The organism is Citrobacter sp. RHB35-C21 (assembly GCF_013816515.1).
GTDB classification, from domain to species: Bacteria; Pseudomonadota; Gammaproteobacteria; order Enterobacterales; family Enterobacteriaceae; genus Citrobacter; species Citrobacter braakii.
Genome location: NZ_CP057147.1, coordinates 3,143,333 through 3,161,242, shown reverse-complemented (window position 1 = coordinate 3,161,242; position 17,910 = coordinate 3,143,333). Strand labels below are relative to the sequence as shown.

Here is a 17,910-nt window from a genome sequence, read left to right as displayed (position 1 = left end):
TTGATGGCTATTTAAAATCGGCCCCCATGAAAACAGAGACTCCAGCCGTAAAAACAGTTGCCATTACTGCCGACGAAGCAGGGCAACGCATCGACAACTTTTTGCGCACCCAACTCAAGGGCGTGCCGAAAAGTATGATTTATCGCATTTTGCGTAAAGGCGAAGTGCGGGTGAACAAAAAACGCATTAAACCCGAGTACAAACTCGAAGACGGGGACATTGTGCGTATTCCACCTGTACGTGTCGCTGAACGTGAAGAAGAGGCCATTTCACCGAATTTGCAGAAGGTCGCGGCGCTGACCGATGTCATTTTATATGAAGATGACCACATTCTGGTGCTTAACAAGCCTTCAGGTACGGCCGTGCATGGTGGAAGCGGGTTAAGCTTTGGCGTCATTGAAGGCTTACGTGCGTTGCGCCCCGAAGCGCGTTTCCTTGAGCTGGTGCATCGCCTCGACCGGGATACCTCCGGCGTGCTGCTGGTGGCCAAAAAACGATCTGCCTTGCGTTCGTTGCATGAACAACTGCGTGAAAAAGGTATGCAGAAAGATTACCTCGCGTTGGTACGCGGCCAGTGGCAGTCGCATGTCAAAACCGTGCAGGCCCCGCTGTTAAAGAACATTCTGCAAAGCGGCGAGCGTATCGTGCGGGTGAATCAGGAAGGCAAACCATCGGAAACACGCTTTAAAGTGGAAGAGCGTTATGCGTTCGCTACGCTTGTGCGCTGCAGTCCCGTGACTGGACGAACGCACCAGATTCGCGTGCATACGCAATATGCCGGACATCCGATTGCCTTTGACGACCGCTATGGCGATCGTGAGTTCGATAAGCAACTGGCGGATACCGGGCTGAGCAGGCTCTTTTTGCACGCCGCAGCGTTGAAATTTACTCATCCGGGGACGGGTGAAGTAATGCGTATTGAAGCGCCAATGGATAAGCAGTTGAAGCGCTGCCTCGAGGTTCTGCGTTACACAAAATAAGACTTCCGGCGGATTGTCTATCCGCCGTCTTCGCGACTATTCTCCTCTCCATGCCTATTATCCACGACGTTTTGTGGGTGGCCTTCAACATGCTTAGGTGACCTCGCGCATAGTTTTCATCAAATAGGGAATATTCCCTATGAGAAATAGTAAGAACGCCTGCTGTCATCCATGATGTTGTTTTGTTATGGTTCTGAAATGTAAGGTTTTATTTGTTATTTTTGCGTATTGGCAATATGCCAAACGGCAACGACAGGTAGAGATCACAGAGGCTAAAGCAAGCAATATCAAGGGATAAACATTGCTCATAGAGCATTTTTTTTACCTGAACTGCTGAATCGTTTTGGCTGTGAGTGGATGAACAGAGAGTAGGTTATGAATAACTCACGGCGTTACGTTGTCATTCTTACAGGTCCAGCAATTTTTGCAGCCTCTGCGCTACAGTTTTCACAGACCCTGACTGCACCAGGAGCCCAGTCGATTGGCCTCCTGCTGTGGATGATTTTCTGGTGGGTAACCCGCCCGGTTCATGTCGCCGTGACCAGCCTGCTCCCGATTGTTATCAATGCGCTCTTTAATATTGTTCCGATGAATGGCATTACGATGCAGTACTTCTCGGATAGCATCATCCTTATTCTGGGGGCGGGGCTGTTGTGCTTACCTTGGGCAAGCGTGGGTCTTGACCGTCGGGTGGCTTTAAAGGTGCTTTCTTTGATTGGCCCCTCGATGCGCTCGCAGGTGACGGTCTGGTTTTTAGCCAGTGCCGCGACTTCGACCTTATTTCCTAACGTGATGGTTTGCGCGCTGTTTATCCCCATTGCCGTCTCAATGCTTGCCGCATCTGGCTATAAGGATATTCCCTCCTGTAAACCCGCCGTACCCATTCTACTTGCTATCGGCTGGGGCGTCGGAATTGGCGGCATCGGCAGCCCGCTTGGCGGCGCGATGAATCTGGCGGCGATCTCGATTCTGGAGAGCAAAATTGGTCATGAGTTTATGTATGTTGATTGGCTTATTCGTCTGACGCCGTTCTTTGTGCTGATCTCGCTGGTAAGCCTGGGTTGTATGCTGCTGATGCCGATGAAGGTGACAAGGCTCGATGGGACGCGCGAATGGTTTGAACAGCAGTACTACGAGCTTGGGATGATGACGCGGGATGAAAAAATCTGTGTCGTCCTGTTTCTTGTTGGTTTGATTGGCGCTTTTACGCGCCCGTTTTATGCGGCGATGTTCCCGGCACTCTCTCCGGCATATCTCTATTTGATCCTTGGAGTTGTCTGTTTTCTGCTCACCCGCGCCAATAATGTGCCGCTGCTGACGTGGGAGCGAGCGGAAAAAGAGACCATGTGGGGGATGCTGATTCTTTTTGGCGGAGGTCTGGCGTTAGGCAAAATAGTCAATGACTCCGGCGCAAGCGCGGGGATCGCCAGCCTGATTACCGGAATGTCGCTGGACGGTGGTCTGCTGACCATTGTGGTATTCACCATTCTGGCCCGTCTGCTTTCTGAAACCACGAACTCCACGGCCTCGGCGGCGGTGGTGCTACCTATCGTGCTGGGCTTCACCAGCAAACTTGGGCTTAACCCGATTCCGTACTGGCTTGTCACCGTGATGGCGTTCAACGCCGAGTTTATGTTGCCCATTAGCGTGCGGGCGATCCCGGTGGCCTACGGCCTTGACGCCAGGAAAATGCTCAAGAGTGGCCTGGTGATGGCGATTGTGCATATCGTAATGGTGGTCATTGTGGGCTATGCCTGTATGACCTGGTGGCCAGCGTTCAACTCTCTCACAGATTTTATGAGATGACATGTTTAATGATGACTTGAGGCAAGGAGATGTGATGGAAAACTTTAACTTTAAAATTCCACAAAATATTGAATTTGGCATCGGCAGTTTAAAAAAACTGCCGATGATTTTGGCAGAGAACAATTCTGGTCACGTTTTTTTGATTTCTGACCGAGGACTGGAAAGTCTGGGAGTAGTGAAAAAAATTGAAGATATTATTGCTCAGGCAGGAATCCGCTATACCTCATGGCTGGATGTGTTGCCTAACCCTACCGTTGAAATAGTCAATAGTGCGACTGCCGCATATAAGCAGTGCGGAGCCAGCAGTATCGTGGCGCTGGGCGGCGGTAGCTCAATGGATGTCGCCAAAGCCGTTGGGGTGCTGGCGAATTATGGCGGCAGTATTACCAATTATGAAGGCAGCAATAATGTCCCCGGCTCTATTGTGCCGATTATTGCGATCCCGACGACGGCGGGCACGGGTAGCGAAGTGACCGCCTCATCGGTGATTACCGATGAATCACGCAATTACAAACTGTCGGTGATTAGCTACGAGATCCTGCCGAAGTATGCCCTGCTGGATCCCGAATTAATTATGACAGCGCCGGCATCGATTGCTGCCGCTTGTGGTATTGATGCCTTAATTCATGCAATAGAAGCCTATCTTTCTACTAAGGCGTCGCCATTTACCGATGCGATGGCGGAGAAGGCAATGCAGCTTATCGGTGGCAGCCTTCGCCGGTTTATTGCTAATCGTCAAGATGAATCTGCGGCCTGCGATATGCTGCTGGGCAGCACATTCGCCGGGATTGCTTTCGCCTGGGCGCGTTTGGGCAATGTTCACGCCATGAGCCATCCGGTTAGCGCCTTTTTCCATGTTCCTCATGGGGTCGCGAACGCTATTTTACTGCCGACAGTGCTGGAGTATAACGCGTTGGCCGATCGGGGGCGTTATCAGACTATCTATAATTATATTTGTCAGAGTAATGAAAACGGCTCTGGATTCAAACCGCAGATGTTGGTTGCCGAAGTGCGTAAATTAAATAAAGAGTGTGGTATTCCTGATTCATTATCTGCCGTCGGCGTAAAAGCGGAAAAGATTAATGAGATGGCAAAAGATGCGATGAAAAGTGGTAACGTACTTGTAAACCCAAGGCAGTCAACGTTAAATGATATTATTGAACTTTATCATAAGGCGTTGTAATTACCCTTATTCATTTAACATCTGTTCTGTTTGATTTGAAAATATACACTACAAAAAGCTGATTCATTGTGACTCCGGCATAATTTTCAGCTTTTGTTTCAAAAAACGGTTGTACAGAAACTTTGCTTTTGATTAATCTGGAATGAACGCCATATATTTAATAAGGGAATGGTCATGGGTTATCAGAGTACAGATCAGATGACTTTTTTTTCTGAAATGTCAGAGCGGCAAATTTCTGCGCGGGAGTTTTTTAGTAGCGTATTGATTGATTCGATAGAGCGGAATTTCGGCTTTAAAAAAATACTTATCTCTTACTTTGATACGCATGGGAAATTTCTTTCATGGGTAAACTGGAATGGCATTATGCCAGACAGCGCTGAGCACCCATATCGCAAGTTCGTGGCTAATGATGTTATCCGCCATGTCATTCACCAGGAGGCGGTTGTTGATCATCTGACTTATTTTAACGTGACGCCTCGGCTGTATAAGTCTACCTCGGTGATCGGGACTATCGACTACGAACATTCGGGTTATTTACGTTTTCTGGAAGAAAACTTCCAGAGTCACTATAGCGTGACTATGGCATTTGGTATTAATGCCTACATTCAGGTTGCTTTTTTTAAAAGTCAGGCACAAGGGGATTTCACTGACGACGAGATTGCGACCCTGAATAAAATATATGTGTATGTTGCCAATTCGTATAAAAACTTTAAGAAGCACGAGCAGATTCGTATTATCTCTAACATCCAGAATGAAATCATTATGTCAGGAGAAAAGGCCTATCTGGTCACCGATGACTTTATGCATATTATGAGTTCTAATGAACTGGCTCAGGAATATCTGAAAGATATTCTTGGGGCATCGATTACCGAACAGATTAGCAGTAGTAAACCTTGTAACTGGTTGCCTTTTTTGTTGGGCAACGAAGGTGAACGTTCGACGACCAGTCGAGTACAGACGCGTGTCATTAAAAATTATATATTTAAAATATATACATACGACCAGATTTATTCTAATGGCATCATTGATATCTATCACTGGATCACCATTTCGCAAAAAGATGATGGTAAACCTGATAACAATGCTGCGGCTAAGCTGCCGTTGACTCATGCCGAGCAAAAGGTAGCCGCGCTGATGTACAACGGCCTCACCTATCAGGCGATCGCTGATGAGTTGGTGATCAGCTATCACACGGTCAAAAAACATATTCAGAATATATACATTAAGTGCGGTGTCAATAGTCGGTTCCAACTTTATAAATGGTTTGATGATAAATAGAGAAAAATAGGGAGTTCTCCCTATTAAAATAGTAAGAGTAGCCGCTTTTTAGAAGCGTTCATTTTGCGATACCCTATATTTATAGGGGTATTAAAATCAATCGTCACCGCATGTGAATTATAAATCACAGGCATGGCATTATTTATATGAACGTTTCGGGAAAACCGGTATGAATCCGTTGCCACTCCAGGGTGTTATTTTTAATATCCAGCGTTTTACTATCCATGATGGACCTGGGTTGCGTACTGAGTTATTTTTAAAAGGCTGCCCATTGCGCTGTGAATGGTGTAGTAATCCTGAAAGTTTGCAGCCTTACGTACAGTTAGGGGTATATAAAACGAAATGCATTTCTGCGAAGAAATGCGCTGCCTGTATTGAAGTCTGCCCAGAAAATAACGTATTAAACTTCACCCGAGGCAAACTCACATCTTTTAATCGCAGTCAGTGTAGTAACTGTCTGGCCTGCCAGGATGTCTGCCCTGCAGACGCGATAAAATTATGGGGCAGGCCCATGTCTGTCGATGAGTGTATGGTCGAAATCTGTAAAGATAAAGGCTATTATGAGCGCTCTGGCGGCGGAGTCACGGTATCTGGAGGCGAACCGCTATTGCAGTCGGAATTTGTCGCCGCACTCTTTAAAGCGTGTAAGCAGGAAGGCATCCAAACCTGCCTGGAGTCCTCTTTATTTGTCGACTGGAAAAAAGTCAGTCCTGTTTTACCCTATACCGATATTATTATTTCCGATATTAAACATATGGATCCCGTTATCCATAAAAAGTATACCCGTGCGTCGAACGATAAAATTCTGAAAAATCTGAAAAAACTCGCCGCGCAGCAACGTGAAATTATTTTACGCATCCCGGTGATTCCTAATGTGAATGACGATATGGCGAATGTAGAGGCCAGCGCGGACTTTATCCTCAATGAAATGAATGGACAAATTCGCACCTTACAGTTGCTCAGCTTTATGCGTCTTGGGGAAGAAAAATACCAATCATTAGGCCTGCCTTACAAGATGCACGACGTAAAGATAAAACGTCGCGCCTTCCAGAAACAGGTCCAGAACTTAGCCGAATATTTTAACCAGCGCGGCATCCATTGCGTGGTTGGGACAAAAGAAAAATAACCAGTATTTAATTTAAATCTTATATGGGACAAATTTAATGAAAGTACATCATACTACCGCAAACGGGACGCAAGATTTCGATAAAACTTACAGCCTGGGTTATCAGGTGAATCACGAAGATTGGTCGCCGTTTCCGCGTGTCAACCGTCTACGCCAGACCTTTCTGGACCGGCCTTATGATATTGACGTTGAACGCCTGCGACTAGTTACCGAAGCGTATAAAAAGCATGAGAATGCACCGCGCAAGTTAAAATGCGCTTATGCTTTTGAAAATATTTTGCTCAATACCACGTTGTATATTTACGATGAAGACCTGATCCTCGGCGAAATTGCCGCACCGGCAAAAGCATCGCCTATCTATCCTGAGTTTTCAGTGAGCTGGATCATTGACGAAATTCTGCATTCACCGTTTGAAGAACGAGCGAACGACCAGTTCTATATTCGTAATGAAGAAGAACGGCAGGAAATCGTTGAGCTTTGCCGTTACTGGGAAGGTAAAACCGTCGATGATCTTATTAACAGTCGCCTCGAAAAAGATCAAACCAAAGGATCGGAAGTCGGGGAGAAAATCTTCCAGACCAACCTTTACCACTATGCTGGTGCCGGGCATCTGGCGATTGATTACGCCTGCCTGATGAAGCTGGGCTATAACGGCCTGATTGCCAACGCCCAGGCAGGGCTTAAGAAATTAAGCCTGCGTGATACAGAATATGGCGATAAGCGTGATTTCTATCAAGCAATGATTATTGAGCTGGAAGCCGCCAAAAAGTATATCTTGCGCTACGCCCATCTGGCGCATGAGTATGCGGAAAAAGAGTGCAATCCACAGCGCAAACAAGAACTGGAAACCATGGCGCTCAACTGTCAGCAAATTGCCGGCGGTGCGCCGCAGACTTTCTGGCAGGCACTACAGCTTTTTAACTTCGCAACCAGCATGATTCAAATTGAGAGCAACGGCCACTCTATCTCTTATGGCCGCATGGACCAATGGCTGTACCCTTGGTTCGATGCCGATATGAAAAACAACACCATTAGCAAAGAGTTTGCGCTTGAGCTGATTGAAGTTCAGTACGTCAAAATGAATAACCCGACCAAACTGAAAGATAAAGGCACCGTCGCGGTGCGTAATGGCCGTGGTTTTGGCGGGGAAAGTTTAACCCTGGGCGGCGTCGATCGTAATGGTAATGATGCGACCAACGATCTGACCATGCTGATGCTGGAAGGGTCAGCGCATACGCGCATGATGAACCCGTGGGTTTGCGTGCGTATGCATGAAAATACGCCTTATGAGTTAAAAATTAAGACCGTAGAGTGTATTCGTGCGGGGTACGGGCATCCGAAGATTTTCAACGATGCACCGTCGATCAAAGGCATGATGCGTAAAGGCATGACGCTGGAAGAGGCGCGTGATTACTGCGTTGTTGGCTGCGTGGAACTTGATCTGGCTGGTAAAGAGTATGGCTGGCATGACGCCGCGTATGTCAATACACCGAAAATGATGGAGATGGTGCTCAACGGCGGACGTAGCCTGAGCACCGGAGAGCAACTGGGGCCGGATACCGGTAGCCTCGACACCTATCAGAGTTTTGAGGAAGTGCTGGCAAGCGTTGATAAGCAGTTTGAATACTGGACAGATCAGATGTGCAGTAGCCTGAATATCATCGATAACGCCCATCGTGCGTTGAAGCCCGTGCCTTATGTTTCTGCGTTTTATGAAGATTGTATGGCCTCGGGCAAAGATCTCACCGAAGGTGGAGCGAAGTATAACGGTATTGCCCCGCAGGCAGCGGGGATGGCGACCTGTGCCGATAGCCTTGCCACCATTAAACAACTGGTGTTTGATGAGCAACGCTATAGCGGCGCGCAGTTGTTGCAGGCGGTAAAAGATAACTGGGTCGGCCATGAAAAGCTGTACGCACTGGTCAACAGTTCGAAAGTGCATCATTACGGCAATGACATCGACTACGCCGACGATCTGTTCAAATTCATGTTCGAATGCTATTGCCGACACATCAGCGGCAGAAAAACGCCACGCGGCGGTGAGTTTAGCCCTGGCGTGTATTCGGTTAACGCCAATGTCGGCATGGGGCTAAACACCAATGCCTCCGTTGATGGCCGCAAAAAATTCGAACCTATCTCCGACAATATGGGGCCGGTACACACCGACGGCGGCTCTCACGATATCTGCGGGCCGACGGCGCTGGTTAACTCGGTGACCAAAGTTGACCATAGCCTGGCGACCAACGGCACGCTGATGAACCTGCGCTTTCCACAGGAGGCCGTTGCTGGGGTTGAGGGGCGAGACAACCTGGTCAGCTTTATTGACGAGTACATCGCGAAACAGGCCATGCACGTCCAGTTCAATATCATGAGTTCGGCGACGATGCGCGCGGCGCAGAAAAAGCCGGAAGACTACAAGGACATGCTGGTGCGCGTGGCAGGGTACAGCGCCTATTTCGTTGAACTGGGCAAGCCGCTGCAAAAAGATTTGATTCAGCGTACCGAACTTCACTTTTAAGAACCCTTTTTGCTCACAAAGCGGGCGCGTTGCGTTCGCTTTCGTATGCCTGGGCTTGCGCCCGGGCTATGGCAACCAGGTTCATCCTAAATAGATATCCAGGGCGGATATAATGAATTTTAATCTTGATTTTGTTCTTGTCGGCTTGATGCAAATCGTCGGCTTTTTTGTGCAGGGATGTACGGGATTTGGCTGTACGGTGATTGCGGCATCGGTTACTAACGGTTTGCTGGGAACGTCGGTCGGAGTTCCATACGGCACAGTGATTACGCTGCCGTTTCTCTACTTCCTGGCGCTAAAAACCTGGCGTGATATCTCCTGGCGTGACCTGGGGAAAATCGTGGCGCTTTGCGTACCGGGGATCTTAGTCGGCAACTATTTGTTTTATACCATCAGCCCTAACGTGGCGAAAATCTGCATTGGCGCAATGGTGACAATTATTGCTGTCATGAATATTTACAAGCATATCGTCAACCCGCTGATTTTTAAAAAGGTGGAAGTAGCTAATGCACCGGACACGCTGGCGCGGAAAAGTTTCCGCTATGGCTGCCTGATTTTAGGCGGGATCGTTCATGGCGCATTCACCATCGGCGGGCCCCTGATTACGGTCTATACCATTGAGGCGGTGAAGGAAAAAGAGAAGTTCCGCAACACCATGAATATGGTCTGGGTCGTCTTTAACACCTGGAACGCGTTCAATCAGTATCGTAACGGTGCGTTTACCGCCCACTTGGGCAGCGCGTTAACCATCGGCTTCCCGATGGCGGCAATTGGCTTTTTTCTCGGCATGGCCTTCTTACAGCGCATCAAGAGAGAGACATTCCTGCGGCTGGTCTACCTGGTACTGCTGTTCGTCGGCGGTAATATGTTGATCACCAGTCTGATGGCGATAGCATGAGTTTATCCCCTCAGGCCTAATGGGCTGAGGGGGAAAGCCTAGTTTAACAGCGGGTTGACGTTCTCGCGTCGCAGCATTTGACACAGTGCGATTAGCGGCAAACCGATTAAGGTATTTGGGTCACGACCTTCCAGGCGCTCAAAAAGTGCAATGCCCAATCCTTCGCTTTTAAAACTACCGGCACAATGCAGCGGGCGCTCTTTGCGCACGTAATCTTCAATTTCCGTTTCGCTTAAGTGACGAAAATGGACGTCGAACGGTTCAACTTCAGTTTGTAAATGTCCGGTCGCAGAATTATACAGCGCCAGTCCGGTATAAAACGTCACAATATTGCCACGGGCTTTGAGTAACTGCTGGCGTGCATTTTCTTCTGTTAACGGTTTGCCGGTTATTTCACCATCGAGAACACAAATTTGATCGGAACCAATAATAAGGTGCGATGGATAACGGTGGGCGAGAGATTGCGCTTTTTTCTGCGCCAGTCGCAAGACTAAATGCCGGGGGGCTTCGCCCGGTAACGGCGTTTCATCAACCTCTGGTGCTGCGCATTCGAACGGGATTGCCAGTTTTTCTAGTAAAGCGCGACGCCAGGGAGAGGTAGAAGCAAGAATAAGTTGAGGCATATTTTTTCCCTCGCATATAGCGTATTGATGAGAGCCATTTTAAACTATGGACTTCGTCCTACAAGCTGGCTGTAATGGCTTGTGTTGAGCGATTTTAAGTCGATGACCCGCAATGTGTGCGAATTATTGGCAAAAGGCAACCACAGGCTGCCTTTTTCTTTGACTATATGACGTTACAAAGTTAATATGCGCGCCCTATGCAAAAGGTAAAATTACCCCTGACTCTTGATCCGGTTCGTACGGCTCAGAAACGCCTCGATTATGAAGGTATCTATACTTCTGATCTGGTTGAGCGTGTCGCCGATTCTGTAGTCAGTGTGGACAGTGATGTGGAATGCTCCATGTCGTTCGCTATCGATAACCAGCGCCTTGCCGTTATAACCGGTGATGCAAAGGTGTCGGTTACGCTCGAATGTCAGCGTTGCGGGAAACCGTTCCCACTTCATGTTCACACAACATATTGTTTTAGTCCTGTCCGTTCTGACGAGCAGGCTGAAGCACTCCCGGAAGCGTATGAGCCGATTGAGGTTAACGAATTCGGTGAAATCGATCTGCTGGCAATGGTTGAAGATGAGATTATCCTCTCCTTGCCGGTAGTTCCGGTGCATGATTCTGAACACTGTGAAGTGTCCGAGGCGGACATGGTCTTTGGCGAATTGCCTGATGAAGCGCAAAAACCAAACCCATTTGCCGTATTAGCCAGCTTAAAGCGTAAGTAATTGAGGAGTAAGGTCCATGGCCGTACAACAGAATAAACCAACCCGTTCCAAACGTGGCATGCGTCGTTCTCATGACGCTCTGACCGCAGTCACCAGCCTGTCTGTAGACAAAACTTCTGGTGAACAACACCTGCGTCACCACATCACTGCCGACGGTTTTTACCGTGGCCGTAAGGTAATCGCTAAGTAATCACGCATGACTCAATGGCTTTCCCGCTACGGTGAGAAAGACAAAGAGTACACGCGTGATGAAGCTTAGTGAGGCTTTCCCCGGGTAACTGGGGAAACACCTAACCGGGCAGCGACGATACCTTGACACGTCTAACCCTGGCGTTAGATGTCATGGGGGGTGATTTTGGCCCTACCGTGACAGTGCCTGCAGCATTGCAGGCACTGAATTCTAATTCGCAACTCACACTTCTTTTAGTCGGGGATCCCGATACAATCACGCCATTACTTGCCAAAGCTGACTTCGAACAACGTTCACGTCTGCAGATTATCCCTGCTCAGTCAGTTATTGCCAGTGATGCCCGGCCCTCGCAAGCTATTCGCGCCAGTCGTGGAAGCTCAATGCGTGTTGCCCTGGAGCTCGTGAAAGAAGGACGAGCGGAAGCCTGTGTGAGCGCCGGTAATACAGGTGCGCTAATGGGTCTTGCGAAGTTATTGCTCAAACCCCTTGAGGGGATTGAGCGTCCTGCGCTGGTGACGGTTTTACCCCATCAGCAAAAGGGCAAAACGGTGGTGCTGGATTTGGGTGCCAACGTGGATTGTGATAGCACGATGTTGGTGCAATTTGCCGTCATGGGTTCCGTGCTGGCAGAAGAGGTGGTTGGAATTGCCAATCCCCGTGTTGCGTTGCTCAATATCGGTGAAGAAGAAACCAAGGGTCTCGACAGTATTCGGGATGCTTCTGCAGTGCTAAAAACAATCCCTTCTATCAATTATATCGGCTATCTTGAAGCCAATGAGTTACTGACTGGCAAAACTGATGTGTTGGTCTGTGACGGCTTTACAGGTAATGTCACATTAAAGACGATGGAAGGTGTTGTCAGAATGTTCCTTTCACTGCTGAAGTCTCAGGGTGAGGGCAAAAAACGGTCGTGGTGGCTGCTGTTATTAAAACGTTGGTTACAAAAAAGCCTGACAAGGCGATTTAGTCACCTCAACCCCGACCAGTATAATGGCGCCTGTCTGTTAGGATTGCGCGGCACGGTGATTAAGAGTCATGGTGCGGCCAATCAGCGAGCATTTGAAGTCGCGATTGAACAGGCAGTGCAGGCGGTGCAGCGACAAGTTCCTCAGCGAATTGCCGCTCGCCTGGAATCTGTATACCCAGCTGGATTCGAACTGCTGGACGGTGGCGAAAACGCAAACTCGCGAGCACACAGATAACGGTGCGTTTGTGAATGCTGCCAACGTATCAGCGATTTGCTCGTGGCGGTATATAACCAAAAAGTGACTGAGCGTACATGTATACGAAGATTATTGGTACTGGCAGCTATCTGCCTGAACAAGTGCGTACTAACGCCGATTTGGAAAAAATGGTTGAGACATCTGATGAGTGGATCGTCACTCGCACAGGTATCCGTGAACGCCATATTGCAGCGCCAAATGAAACAGTTGCGACGATGGGCTTTGCCGCCGCAAACCGTGCAATTGAAATGGCGGGCATCGACAAAGAACAAATTGGTCTGATTGTGGTTGCCACCACATCATCCACACACGCATTTCCAAGTGCGGCATGCCAGATCCAAAGTATGCTGGGGATCAAAGGCTGTCCGGCGTTTGACGTTGCAGCCGCTTGTGCCGGTTTCACCTACGCCCTGAGCGTTGCTGACCAGTACGTTAAGTCTGGCGCAGTGAAGCATGCTCTGGTGGTTGGCTCAGATGTCCTCGCTCGTACCTGTGATCCAACCGATCGCGGGACGATCATTATTTTCGGTGATGGCGCAGGTGCCGTTGTACTGAGCGCATCAGAAGAGCCCGGCATTCTTTCTACGCATCTGCACGCTGATGGTCGCTATGGCGAACTGTTGACGCTGCCTAATGCCGATCGCGTGAACCCGGAAAACCCGATCCACCTGACGATGGCGGGTAACGAAGTATTTAAAGTCGCGGTGACCGAGCTTGCACACATCGTTGATGAAACGCTGGAAGCAAATAATCTCGATCGTTCTGCACTGGACTGGCTGGTACCGCATCAGGCAAACCTCCGCATTATTAGCGCAACCGCGAAAAAGCTGGGTATGTCGATGGATAATGTTGTCGTGACGCTCGACAGACATGGCAATACCTCCGCGGCCTCCGTACCGTGCGCGCTGGACGAAGCCGTCCGCGACGGGCGTATTAAAGCTGGGCAGTTGATATTGCTTGAAGCCTTTGGTGGTGGATTCACCTGGGGCTCTGCGCTGATTCGTTTCTAGTATAAGGATTTAAACATGACGCAATTTGCATTTGTGTTCCCGGGGCAGGGTTCCCAGACCGTTGGGATGTTGTCTGAAATGGCAGCAAACTACCCAATTGTTGAAGAAACTTTTGCTGAAGCATCAGCTGCGCTGGGCTATGATCTGTGGGCGTTGACTCAGCAGGGACCGGCCGAAGAGCTGAATAAAACCTGGCAGACGCAGCCAGCACTGTTGACTGCCTCTGTTGCGCTTTATCGCGTATGGCAGCAGCAGGGTGGTAAAACACCTGCGCTGATGGCTGGTCACAGCCTGGGCGAATACTCTGCGCTGGTGTGTGCGGGTGTTATCGGTTTTGCCGATGCCGTACGTCTGGTTGAACTGCGTGGCAAATTCATGCAGGAAGCGGTACCGGAAGGCACTGGCGGCATGTCTGCTATTATCGGTCTGGACGACGCTGCTATCGCTAAAGCGTGTGAAGAGTCTGCCGAAGGCCAGGTGGTTTCACCGGTAAACTTTAACTCACCGGGTCAGGTGGTTATTGCCGGGCATAAAGAAGCCGTAGAACGTGCCGGCGCAGCCTGTAAAGCGGCTGGCGCTAAGCGTGCTCTGCCACTGCCGGTCAGCGTTCCTTCTCACTGCGCGCTGATGAAGCCAGCTGCTGAGAAACTGGCCGTTGAACTGCAAAAAATTACTTTTAACGCGCCGACTGTTCCGGTTGTGAACAACGTCGACGTGAAGTGCGAAACAGACGCAGACGCTATTCGCGATGCGCTGGTTCGCCAGCTGTACAGCCCGGTTCAATGGACTAAAACCGTTGAATTCATGGCGTCCCAGGGCGTAGAGCACCTGTATGAAGTTGGTCCGGGCAAAGTTCTGACCGGTTTGACGAAACGTATTGTTGACACCCTGACTGCTTCGGCAATGAATGAGCCGGCGGCATTATCTGCGGCGCTAGAGCAATAAAAGAGGAAGACCATGAGTTTTGAAGGAAAAGTCGCGCTGGTTACCGGTGCAAGCCGTGGCATTGGCCGCGCAATTGCTGAAACACTCGTTGCCCGTGGCGCGAAAGTTATCGGTACTGCAACCAGCGAAAGCGGTGCGCAGGCCATTAGCGATTACTTAGGTGCAAATGGTAAAGGTCTGATGTTGAATGTGACCGATCCAGCATCTATCGAATCTGTTCTGGGAAATATTCGCGCAGAATTTGGTGAAGTCGATATCCTGGTCAATAATGCCGGGATTACTCGTGATAACCTGTTAATGCGCATGAAAGATGACGAGTGGAACGATATCATCGAAACCAACCTGTCATCTGTTTTCCGTCTGTCAAAAGCGGTAATGCGAGCTATGATGAAAAAGCGTCATGGGCGTATTATCACTATTGGTTCTGTGGTTGGTACCATGGGAAATGCGGGTCAGGCTAACTACGCTGCGGCGAAAGCGGGTCTGATCGGCTTCAGTAAATCACTGGCGCGCGAAGTTGCGTCTCGTGGCATTACTGTAAACGTTGTTGCTCCGGGCTTTATTGAAACGGACATGACGCGTGCGCTGTCTGATGATCAGCGTGCGGGTATTCTGGCGCAGGTTCCTGCGGGTCGCCTTGGCGGCGCTCAGGAAATCGCCAGTGCGGTTGCATTTTTAGCTTCTGACGAAGCAAGTTACATCACAGGTGAGACTTTGCACGTCAACGGCGGGATGTACATGGTTTAACCACGAGATAAAAAAATTTGCGTTATTAGGGTGAATGCCCTCAAAATAACGTAAAATCGTGGTAAGACCTGCCGGGATTTAGTTGCAAATTTTTCAACATTTTATACACTACGAAAACCATCGCGAAAGCGAGTTTTGATAGGAAATTTAAGAGTATGAGCACTATCGAAGAACGCGTTAAGAAAATTATCGGCGAACAGCTGGGCGTTAAGCAGGAAGAAGTAACCAACAATGCTTCCTTCGTTGAAGACCTGGGCGCAGATTCTCTTGACACCGTTGAGCTGGTAATGGCTCTGGAAGAAGAGTTTGATACTGAGATTCCGGACGAAGAAGCTGAGAAAATCACTACCGTTCAGGCTGCCATTGATTACATCAACGGTCACCAGGCGTAAGTGAACATCTCCAGGCGGTCATTCGACCGCCTGAGTTTTATCTTTTTATCCCACTTGAATTATTTTCCCTCCCTGGAGGACAACCGTGTCTAAGCGTCGTGTAGTTGTGACCGGACTGGGCATGTTGTCTCCTGTCGGCAATACCGTAGAGTCTACCTGGAAAGCTCTCCTTGCCGGTCAGAGTGGCATCAGCCTGATCGACCATTTCGATACTAGCGCCTATGCAACGAAATTTGCTGGCTTAGTAAAGGATTTTAACTGTGAAGACATTATCTCGCGCAAAGAACAGCGCAAGATGGATGCTTTCATTCAATATGGAATTGTCGCTGGCGTTCAGGCCATGCAGGATTCTGGTCTCGAAATTACGGAAGAGAACGCTCACCGTATTGGCGCCGCTATCGGCTCTGGTATTGGCGGTCTCGGATTGATCGAAGAAAACCACACCTCTTTGGTGAATGGCGGTCCACGTAAGATCAGCCCGTTCTTCGTTCCGTCAACGATTGTTAACATGGTGGCAGGTCACCTGACCATCATGTACGGCCTGCAAGGGCCAAGCATCTCCATTGCGACCGCCTGTACTTCAGGTGTGCATAACATTGGTCATGCAGCACGTATCATTGCATACGGCGATGCAGACGCGATGGTTGCGGGTGGTGCAGAAAAAGCCAGTACCCCGCTGGGCGTGGGTGGTTTTGGTGCGGCACGTGCGCTGTCTACACGTAATGATAACCCGCAAGCGGCAAGCCGTCCGTGGGATAAAGAACGTGATGGCTTTGTGCTGGGCGACGGCGCAGGCATGGTGGTACTGGAAGAGTACGAGCATGCGAAAGCGCGCGGTGCAAAAATCTATGCTGAAGTCGTTGGTTTTGGCATGAGCAGCGATGCTTACCACATGACGTCACCACCTGAAAACGGTGCGGGCGCTGCGCTGGCAATGGTCAACGCACTACGCGATGCGGCTATCGAAGCGGGTCAGATCGGCTATGTCAACGCGCATGGCACGTCTACTCCTGCTGGCGATAAAGCCGAAACCCAGGCAGTGAAATCTGTCTTTGGCGATGCGGCAAGCCGTGTAATGGTAAGCTCCACTAAATCCATGACCGGACACCTGTTGGGTGCGGCGGGCGCGGTAGAGTCTATTTTCTCTATCCTGGCGCTGCGCGATCAGGCTATTCCGCCAACCATCAACCTGGATAACCCGGATGAGGGTTGTGACCTGGATTTCGTACCTCACGAAGCGCGTCAGGTTAGTGGTCTGGAGTACGCACTGTGTAACTCCTTCGGCTTTGGCGGGACTAACGGTTCGTTGATCTTTAAAAAGATTTAAGTCTGCCAGGTGTTGCGTTAGCATCGATAGCAATTTAAAAAGGTCCGCTTGTCGGGCCTTTTTTTATTCGGTTTTCCACCCTTGTCCTGTGTTGTTCATCCTGCCAAACTAGCGGACCAGAAATAAGGAGCCACCATGTTCTTAATTAATGGCTGCGAGCAGAATATGCTGGCCGCAAGCGATCGAGCGACCCAATTCGGTGATGGCTGTTTTACCACTGCGCGTATTATTGACGGCGAAATTTGCCTCTTTGCAGCGCATCTTGCGCGTTTACAAGACGCCTGCCAAAAATTGCTGATCTCTTTCGAAGATTGGTCAGAGCTGCAAAGTGAAATGAAAATGCTGGCGCAAGGGCATGCGCGTGGCGTGTTAAAAGTGATTATCAGCCGTGGTAGCGGTGGCCGTGGTTACAGCGGCGCAAACTGTCGCAGTGCCACACGTATTCTCTCTGTTTCAGCCTGGCCCGATCATTACGATCGTTGGCGACTGGAGGGGATAACGCTGGCGTTAAGTCCAGTGCGTCTGGGGCGTAATCCGTTGCTTGCCGGACTTAAGCACCTGAATAGACTGGAACAGGTGTTGATTCGCTCTCATCTTGAGCAGACGGCAGCTGATGAAGCACTGGTTCTTGACAGTGAGGGATGGGTTACGGAATGCTGTGCGGCTAATTTGTTCTGGCGTAAGGGGGATGTGGTTTACACTCCCCGGCTGGATCAGGCCGGAGTGAACGGCATTATGCGACAATTCTGTATCCGGATGCTGGCACAATCGTCGTTCAGCATTGTCGAAGTGTATGCCGGGTTGGAAGAGGTTATGCAGGCCGATGAAATCGTCGTCTGTAATGCGTTAATGCCTGTTATTCCCGTACGCACCTGTGGCGACACGCTGCTGTCTGCACGTATGTTGTTCGATTTTTTAGCCCCACTTTGTGAGCACCCGAATTAG

17 protein-coding genes are annotated in these 17,910 nt (G+C 49.5%); 16 read left to right on the top strand and 1 reads right to left on the bottom strand.

Going from position 1 to position 17,910, the window contains the following annotated elements:
- Positions 1-26 precede the first annotated feature (26 nt).
- The 7 genes from rluC (at position 27) to HVZ39_RS15370 (ending at position 9,789) form a co-directional block, all read left to right on the top strand.
- Positions 27-980, top strand: a complete 954-nt coding sequence (gene rluC / locus HVZ39_RS15400) for a 23S rRNA pseudouridine(955/2504/2580) synthase RluC (protein ID WP_029139484.1) — start codon at positions 27-29, stop codon at positions 978-980.
- Positions 981-1,355: 375 nt separating this feature from the next.
- Positions 1,356-2,786 carry an SLC13 family permease gene (locus HVZ39_RS15395; RefSeq protein WP_181632644.1) on the top strand — a complete coding sequence of 477 codons (1,431 nt, stop codon included), beginning with the start codon at positions 1,356-1,358 and terminating at the stop codon, positions 2,784-2,786.
- A gap of 34 nt (positions 2,787-2,820) precedes the next feature.
- A complete protein-coding gene (locus tag HVZ39_RS15390; protein ID WP_181632643.1) occupies positions 2,821-3,969 on the top strand; it encodes an iron-containing alcohol dehydrogenase in 1,149 nt (382 codons plus the stop codon).
- Positions 3,970-4,143: 174 nt separating this feature from the next.
- Complete coding sequence (locus HVZ39_RS15385; RefSeq protein WP_019076472.1) at positions 4,144-5,247, top strand: helix-turn-helix transcriptional regulator; 1,104 nt, start codon at positions 4,144-4,146, stop codon at positions 5,245-5,247.
- 169 nt (positions 5,248-5,416) lie between these two features.
- Positions 5,417-6,373: a glycyl-radical enzyme activating protein gene (locus HVZ39_RS15380; RefSeq protein WP_029139485.1), complete on the top strand. Its 957-nt coding sequence runs from the start codon at positions 5,417-5,419 to the stop codon at positions 6,371-6,373.
- Between the two features lie 37 nt (positions 6,374-6,410).
- Positions 6,411-8,891: a formate C-acetyltransferase/glycerol dehydratase family glycyl radical enzyme gene (locus HVZ39_RS15375; RefSeq protein WP_019076474.1), complete on the top strand. Its 2,481-nt coding sequence runs from the start codon at positions 6,411-6,413 to the stop codon at positions 8,889-8,891.
- A gap of 112 nt (positions 8,892-9,003) precedes the next feature.
- On the top strand, positions 9,004-9,789 hold the full coding sequence (locus tag HVZ39_RS15370; protein ID WP_019076475.1) for a sulfite exporter TauE/SafE family protein: 786 nt from the start codon (positions 9,004-9,006) through the stop codon (positions 9,787-9,789).
- 38 nt (positions 9,790-9,827) lie between these two features.
- Here the strand turns inward: HVZ39_RS15370 and HVZ39_RS15365 are convergent, their stop codons facing one another.
- Positions 9,828-10,412, bottom strand: coding sequence for a nucleoside triphosphate pyrophosphatase (locus tag HVZ39_RS15365; protein ID WP_019076476.1), 585 nt, complete (start codon positions 10,410-10,412; stop codon positions 9,828-9,830).
- Between the two features lie 197 nt (positions 10,413-10,609).
- Here HVZ39_RS15365 and yceD point away from each other — a divergent pair, with 197 nt between their 5' ends.
- The 9 genes from yceD (at position 10,610) to pabC (ending at position 17,910) form a co-directional block, all read left to right on the top strand.
- Entirely contained in the window at positions 10,610-11,131 is a 522-nt protein-coding gene (yceD, locus tag HVZ39_RS15360; RefSeq protein WP_003036239.1) for a 23S rRNA accumulation protein YceD, read from the top strand.
- A gap of 16 nt (positions 11,132-11,147) precedes the next feature.
- A complete protein-coding gene (gene rpmF / locus HVZ39_RS15355; RefSeq protein ID WP_003036242.1) occupies positions 11,148-11,321 on the top strand; it encodes a 50S ribosomal protein L32 in 174 nt (57 codons plus the stop codon).
- A 122-nt stretch (positions 11,322-11,443) separates the two neighbouring features.
- On the top strand, positions 11,444-12,523 hold the full coding sequence (plsX, locus tag HVZ39_RS15350) for a phosphate acyltransferase PlsX (protein ID WP_071601761.1): 1,080 nt from the start codon (positions 11,444-11,446) through the stop codon (positions 12,521-12,523).
- Between the two features lie 77 nt (positions 12,524-12,600).
- Positions 12,601-13,554, top strand: a complete 954-nt coding sequence (gene fabH / locus HVZ39_RS15345; RefSeq protein ID WP_016152639.1) for a beta-ketoacyl-ACP synthase III — start codon at positions 12,601-12,603, stop codon at positions 13,552-13,554.
- A 15-nt stretch (positions 13,555-13,569) separates the two neighbouring features.
- Positions 13,570-14,499 carry an ACP S-malonyltransferase gene (gene fabD, locus HVZ39_RS15340; protein WP_046274754.1) on the top strand — a complete coding sequence of 310 codons (930 nt, stop codon included), beginning with the start codon at positions 13,570-13,572 and terminating at the stop codon, positions 14,497-14,499.
- A gap of 12 nt (positions 14,500-14,511) precedes the next feature.
- Complete coding sequence (gene fabG / locus HVZ39_RS15335; RefSeq protein ID WP_016152641.1) at positions 14,512-15,246, top strand: 3-oxoacyl-ACP reductase FabG; 735 nt, start codon at positions 14,512-14,514, stop codon at positions 15,244-15,246.
- Between the two features lie 155 nt (positions 15,247-15,401).
- Positions 15,402-15,638, top strand: coding sequence for an acyl carrier protein (acpP, locus tag HVZ39_RS15330; protein WP_000103754.1), 237 nt, complete (start codon positions 15,402-15,404; stop codon positions 15,636-15,638).
- Between the two features lie 85 nt (positions 15,639-15,723).
- Entirely contained in the window at positions 15,724-16,965 is a 1,242-nt protein-coding gene (fabF, locus tag HVZ39_RS15325; RefSeq protein WP_003036260.1) for a beta-ketoacyl-ACP synthase II, read from the top strand.
- A gap of 135 nt (positions 16,966-17,100) precedes the next feature.
- Positions 17,101-17,910: an aminodeoxychorismate lyase gene (gene pabC / locus HVZ39_RS15320; RefSeq protein WP_016156193.1), complete on the top strand. Its 810-nt coding sequence runs from the start codon at positions 17,101-17,103 to the stop codon at positions 17,908-17,910.

Coding starts and splice junctions, on each gene's coding strand:
- rluC (WP_029139484.1), top strand. CDS start 27: ATGAAAACAGAGACTCCAGCCGTAAAAACAGTTGCCATTACTGCCGAC.
- HVZ39_RS15395 (WP_181632644.1), top strand. CDS start 1,356: ATGAATAACTCACGGCGTTACGTTGTCATTCTTACAGGTCCAGCAATT.
- HVZ39_RS15390 (WP_181632643.1), top strand. CDS start 2,821: ATGGAAAACTTTAACTTTAAAATTCCACAAAATATTGAATTTGGCATC.
- HVZ39_RS15385 (WP_019076472.1), top strand. CDS start 4,144: ATGGGTTATCAGAGTACAGATCAGATGACTTTTTTTTCTGAAATGTCA.
- HVZ39_RS15380 (WP_029139485.1), top strand. CDS start 5,417: ATGAATCCGTTGCCACTCCAGGGTGTTATTTTTAATATCCAGCGTTTT.
- HVZ39_RS15375 (WP_019076474.1), top strand. CDS start 6,411: ATGAAAGTACATCATACTACCGCAAACGGGACGCAAGATTTCGATAAA.
- HVZ39_RS15370 (WP_019076475.1), top strand. CDS start 9,004: ATGAATTTTAATCTTGATTTTGTTCTTGTCGGCTTGATGCAAATCGTC.
- HVZ39_RS15365 (WP_019076476.1), bottom strand. CDS start 10,412: ATGCCTCAACTTATTCTTGCTTCTACCTCTCCCTGGCGTCGCGCTTTA.
- yceD (WP_003036239.1), top strand. CDS start 10,610: ATGCAAAAGGTAAAATTACCCCTGACTCTTGATCCGGTTCGTACGGCT.
- rpmF (WP_003036242.1), top strand. CDS start 11,148: ATGGCCGTACAACAGAATAAACCAACCCGTTCCAAACGTGGCATGCGT.
- fabH (WP_016152639.1), top strand. CDS start 12,601: ATGTATACGAAGATTATTGGTACTGGCAGCTATCTGCCTGAACAAGTG.
- fabD (WP_046274754.1), top strand. CDS start 13,570: ATGACGCAATTTGCATTTGTGTTCCCGGGGCAGGGTTCCCAGACCGTT.
- fabG (WP_016152641.1), top strand. CDS start 14,512: ATGAGTTTTGAAGGAAAAGTCGCGCTGGTTACCGGTGCAAGCCGTGGC.
- acpP (WP_000103754.1), top strand. CDS start 15,402: ATGAGCACTATCGAAGAACGCGTTAAGAAAATTATCGGCGAACAGCTG.
- pabC (WP_016156193.1), top strand. CDS start 17,101: ATGTTCTTAATTAATGGCTGCGAGCAGAATATGCTGGCCGCAAGCGAT.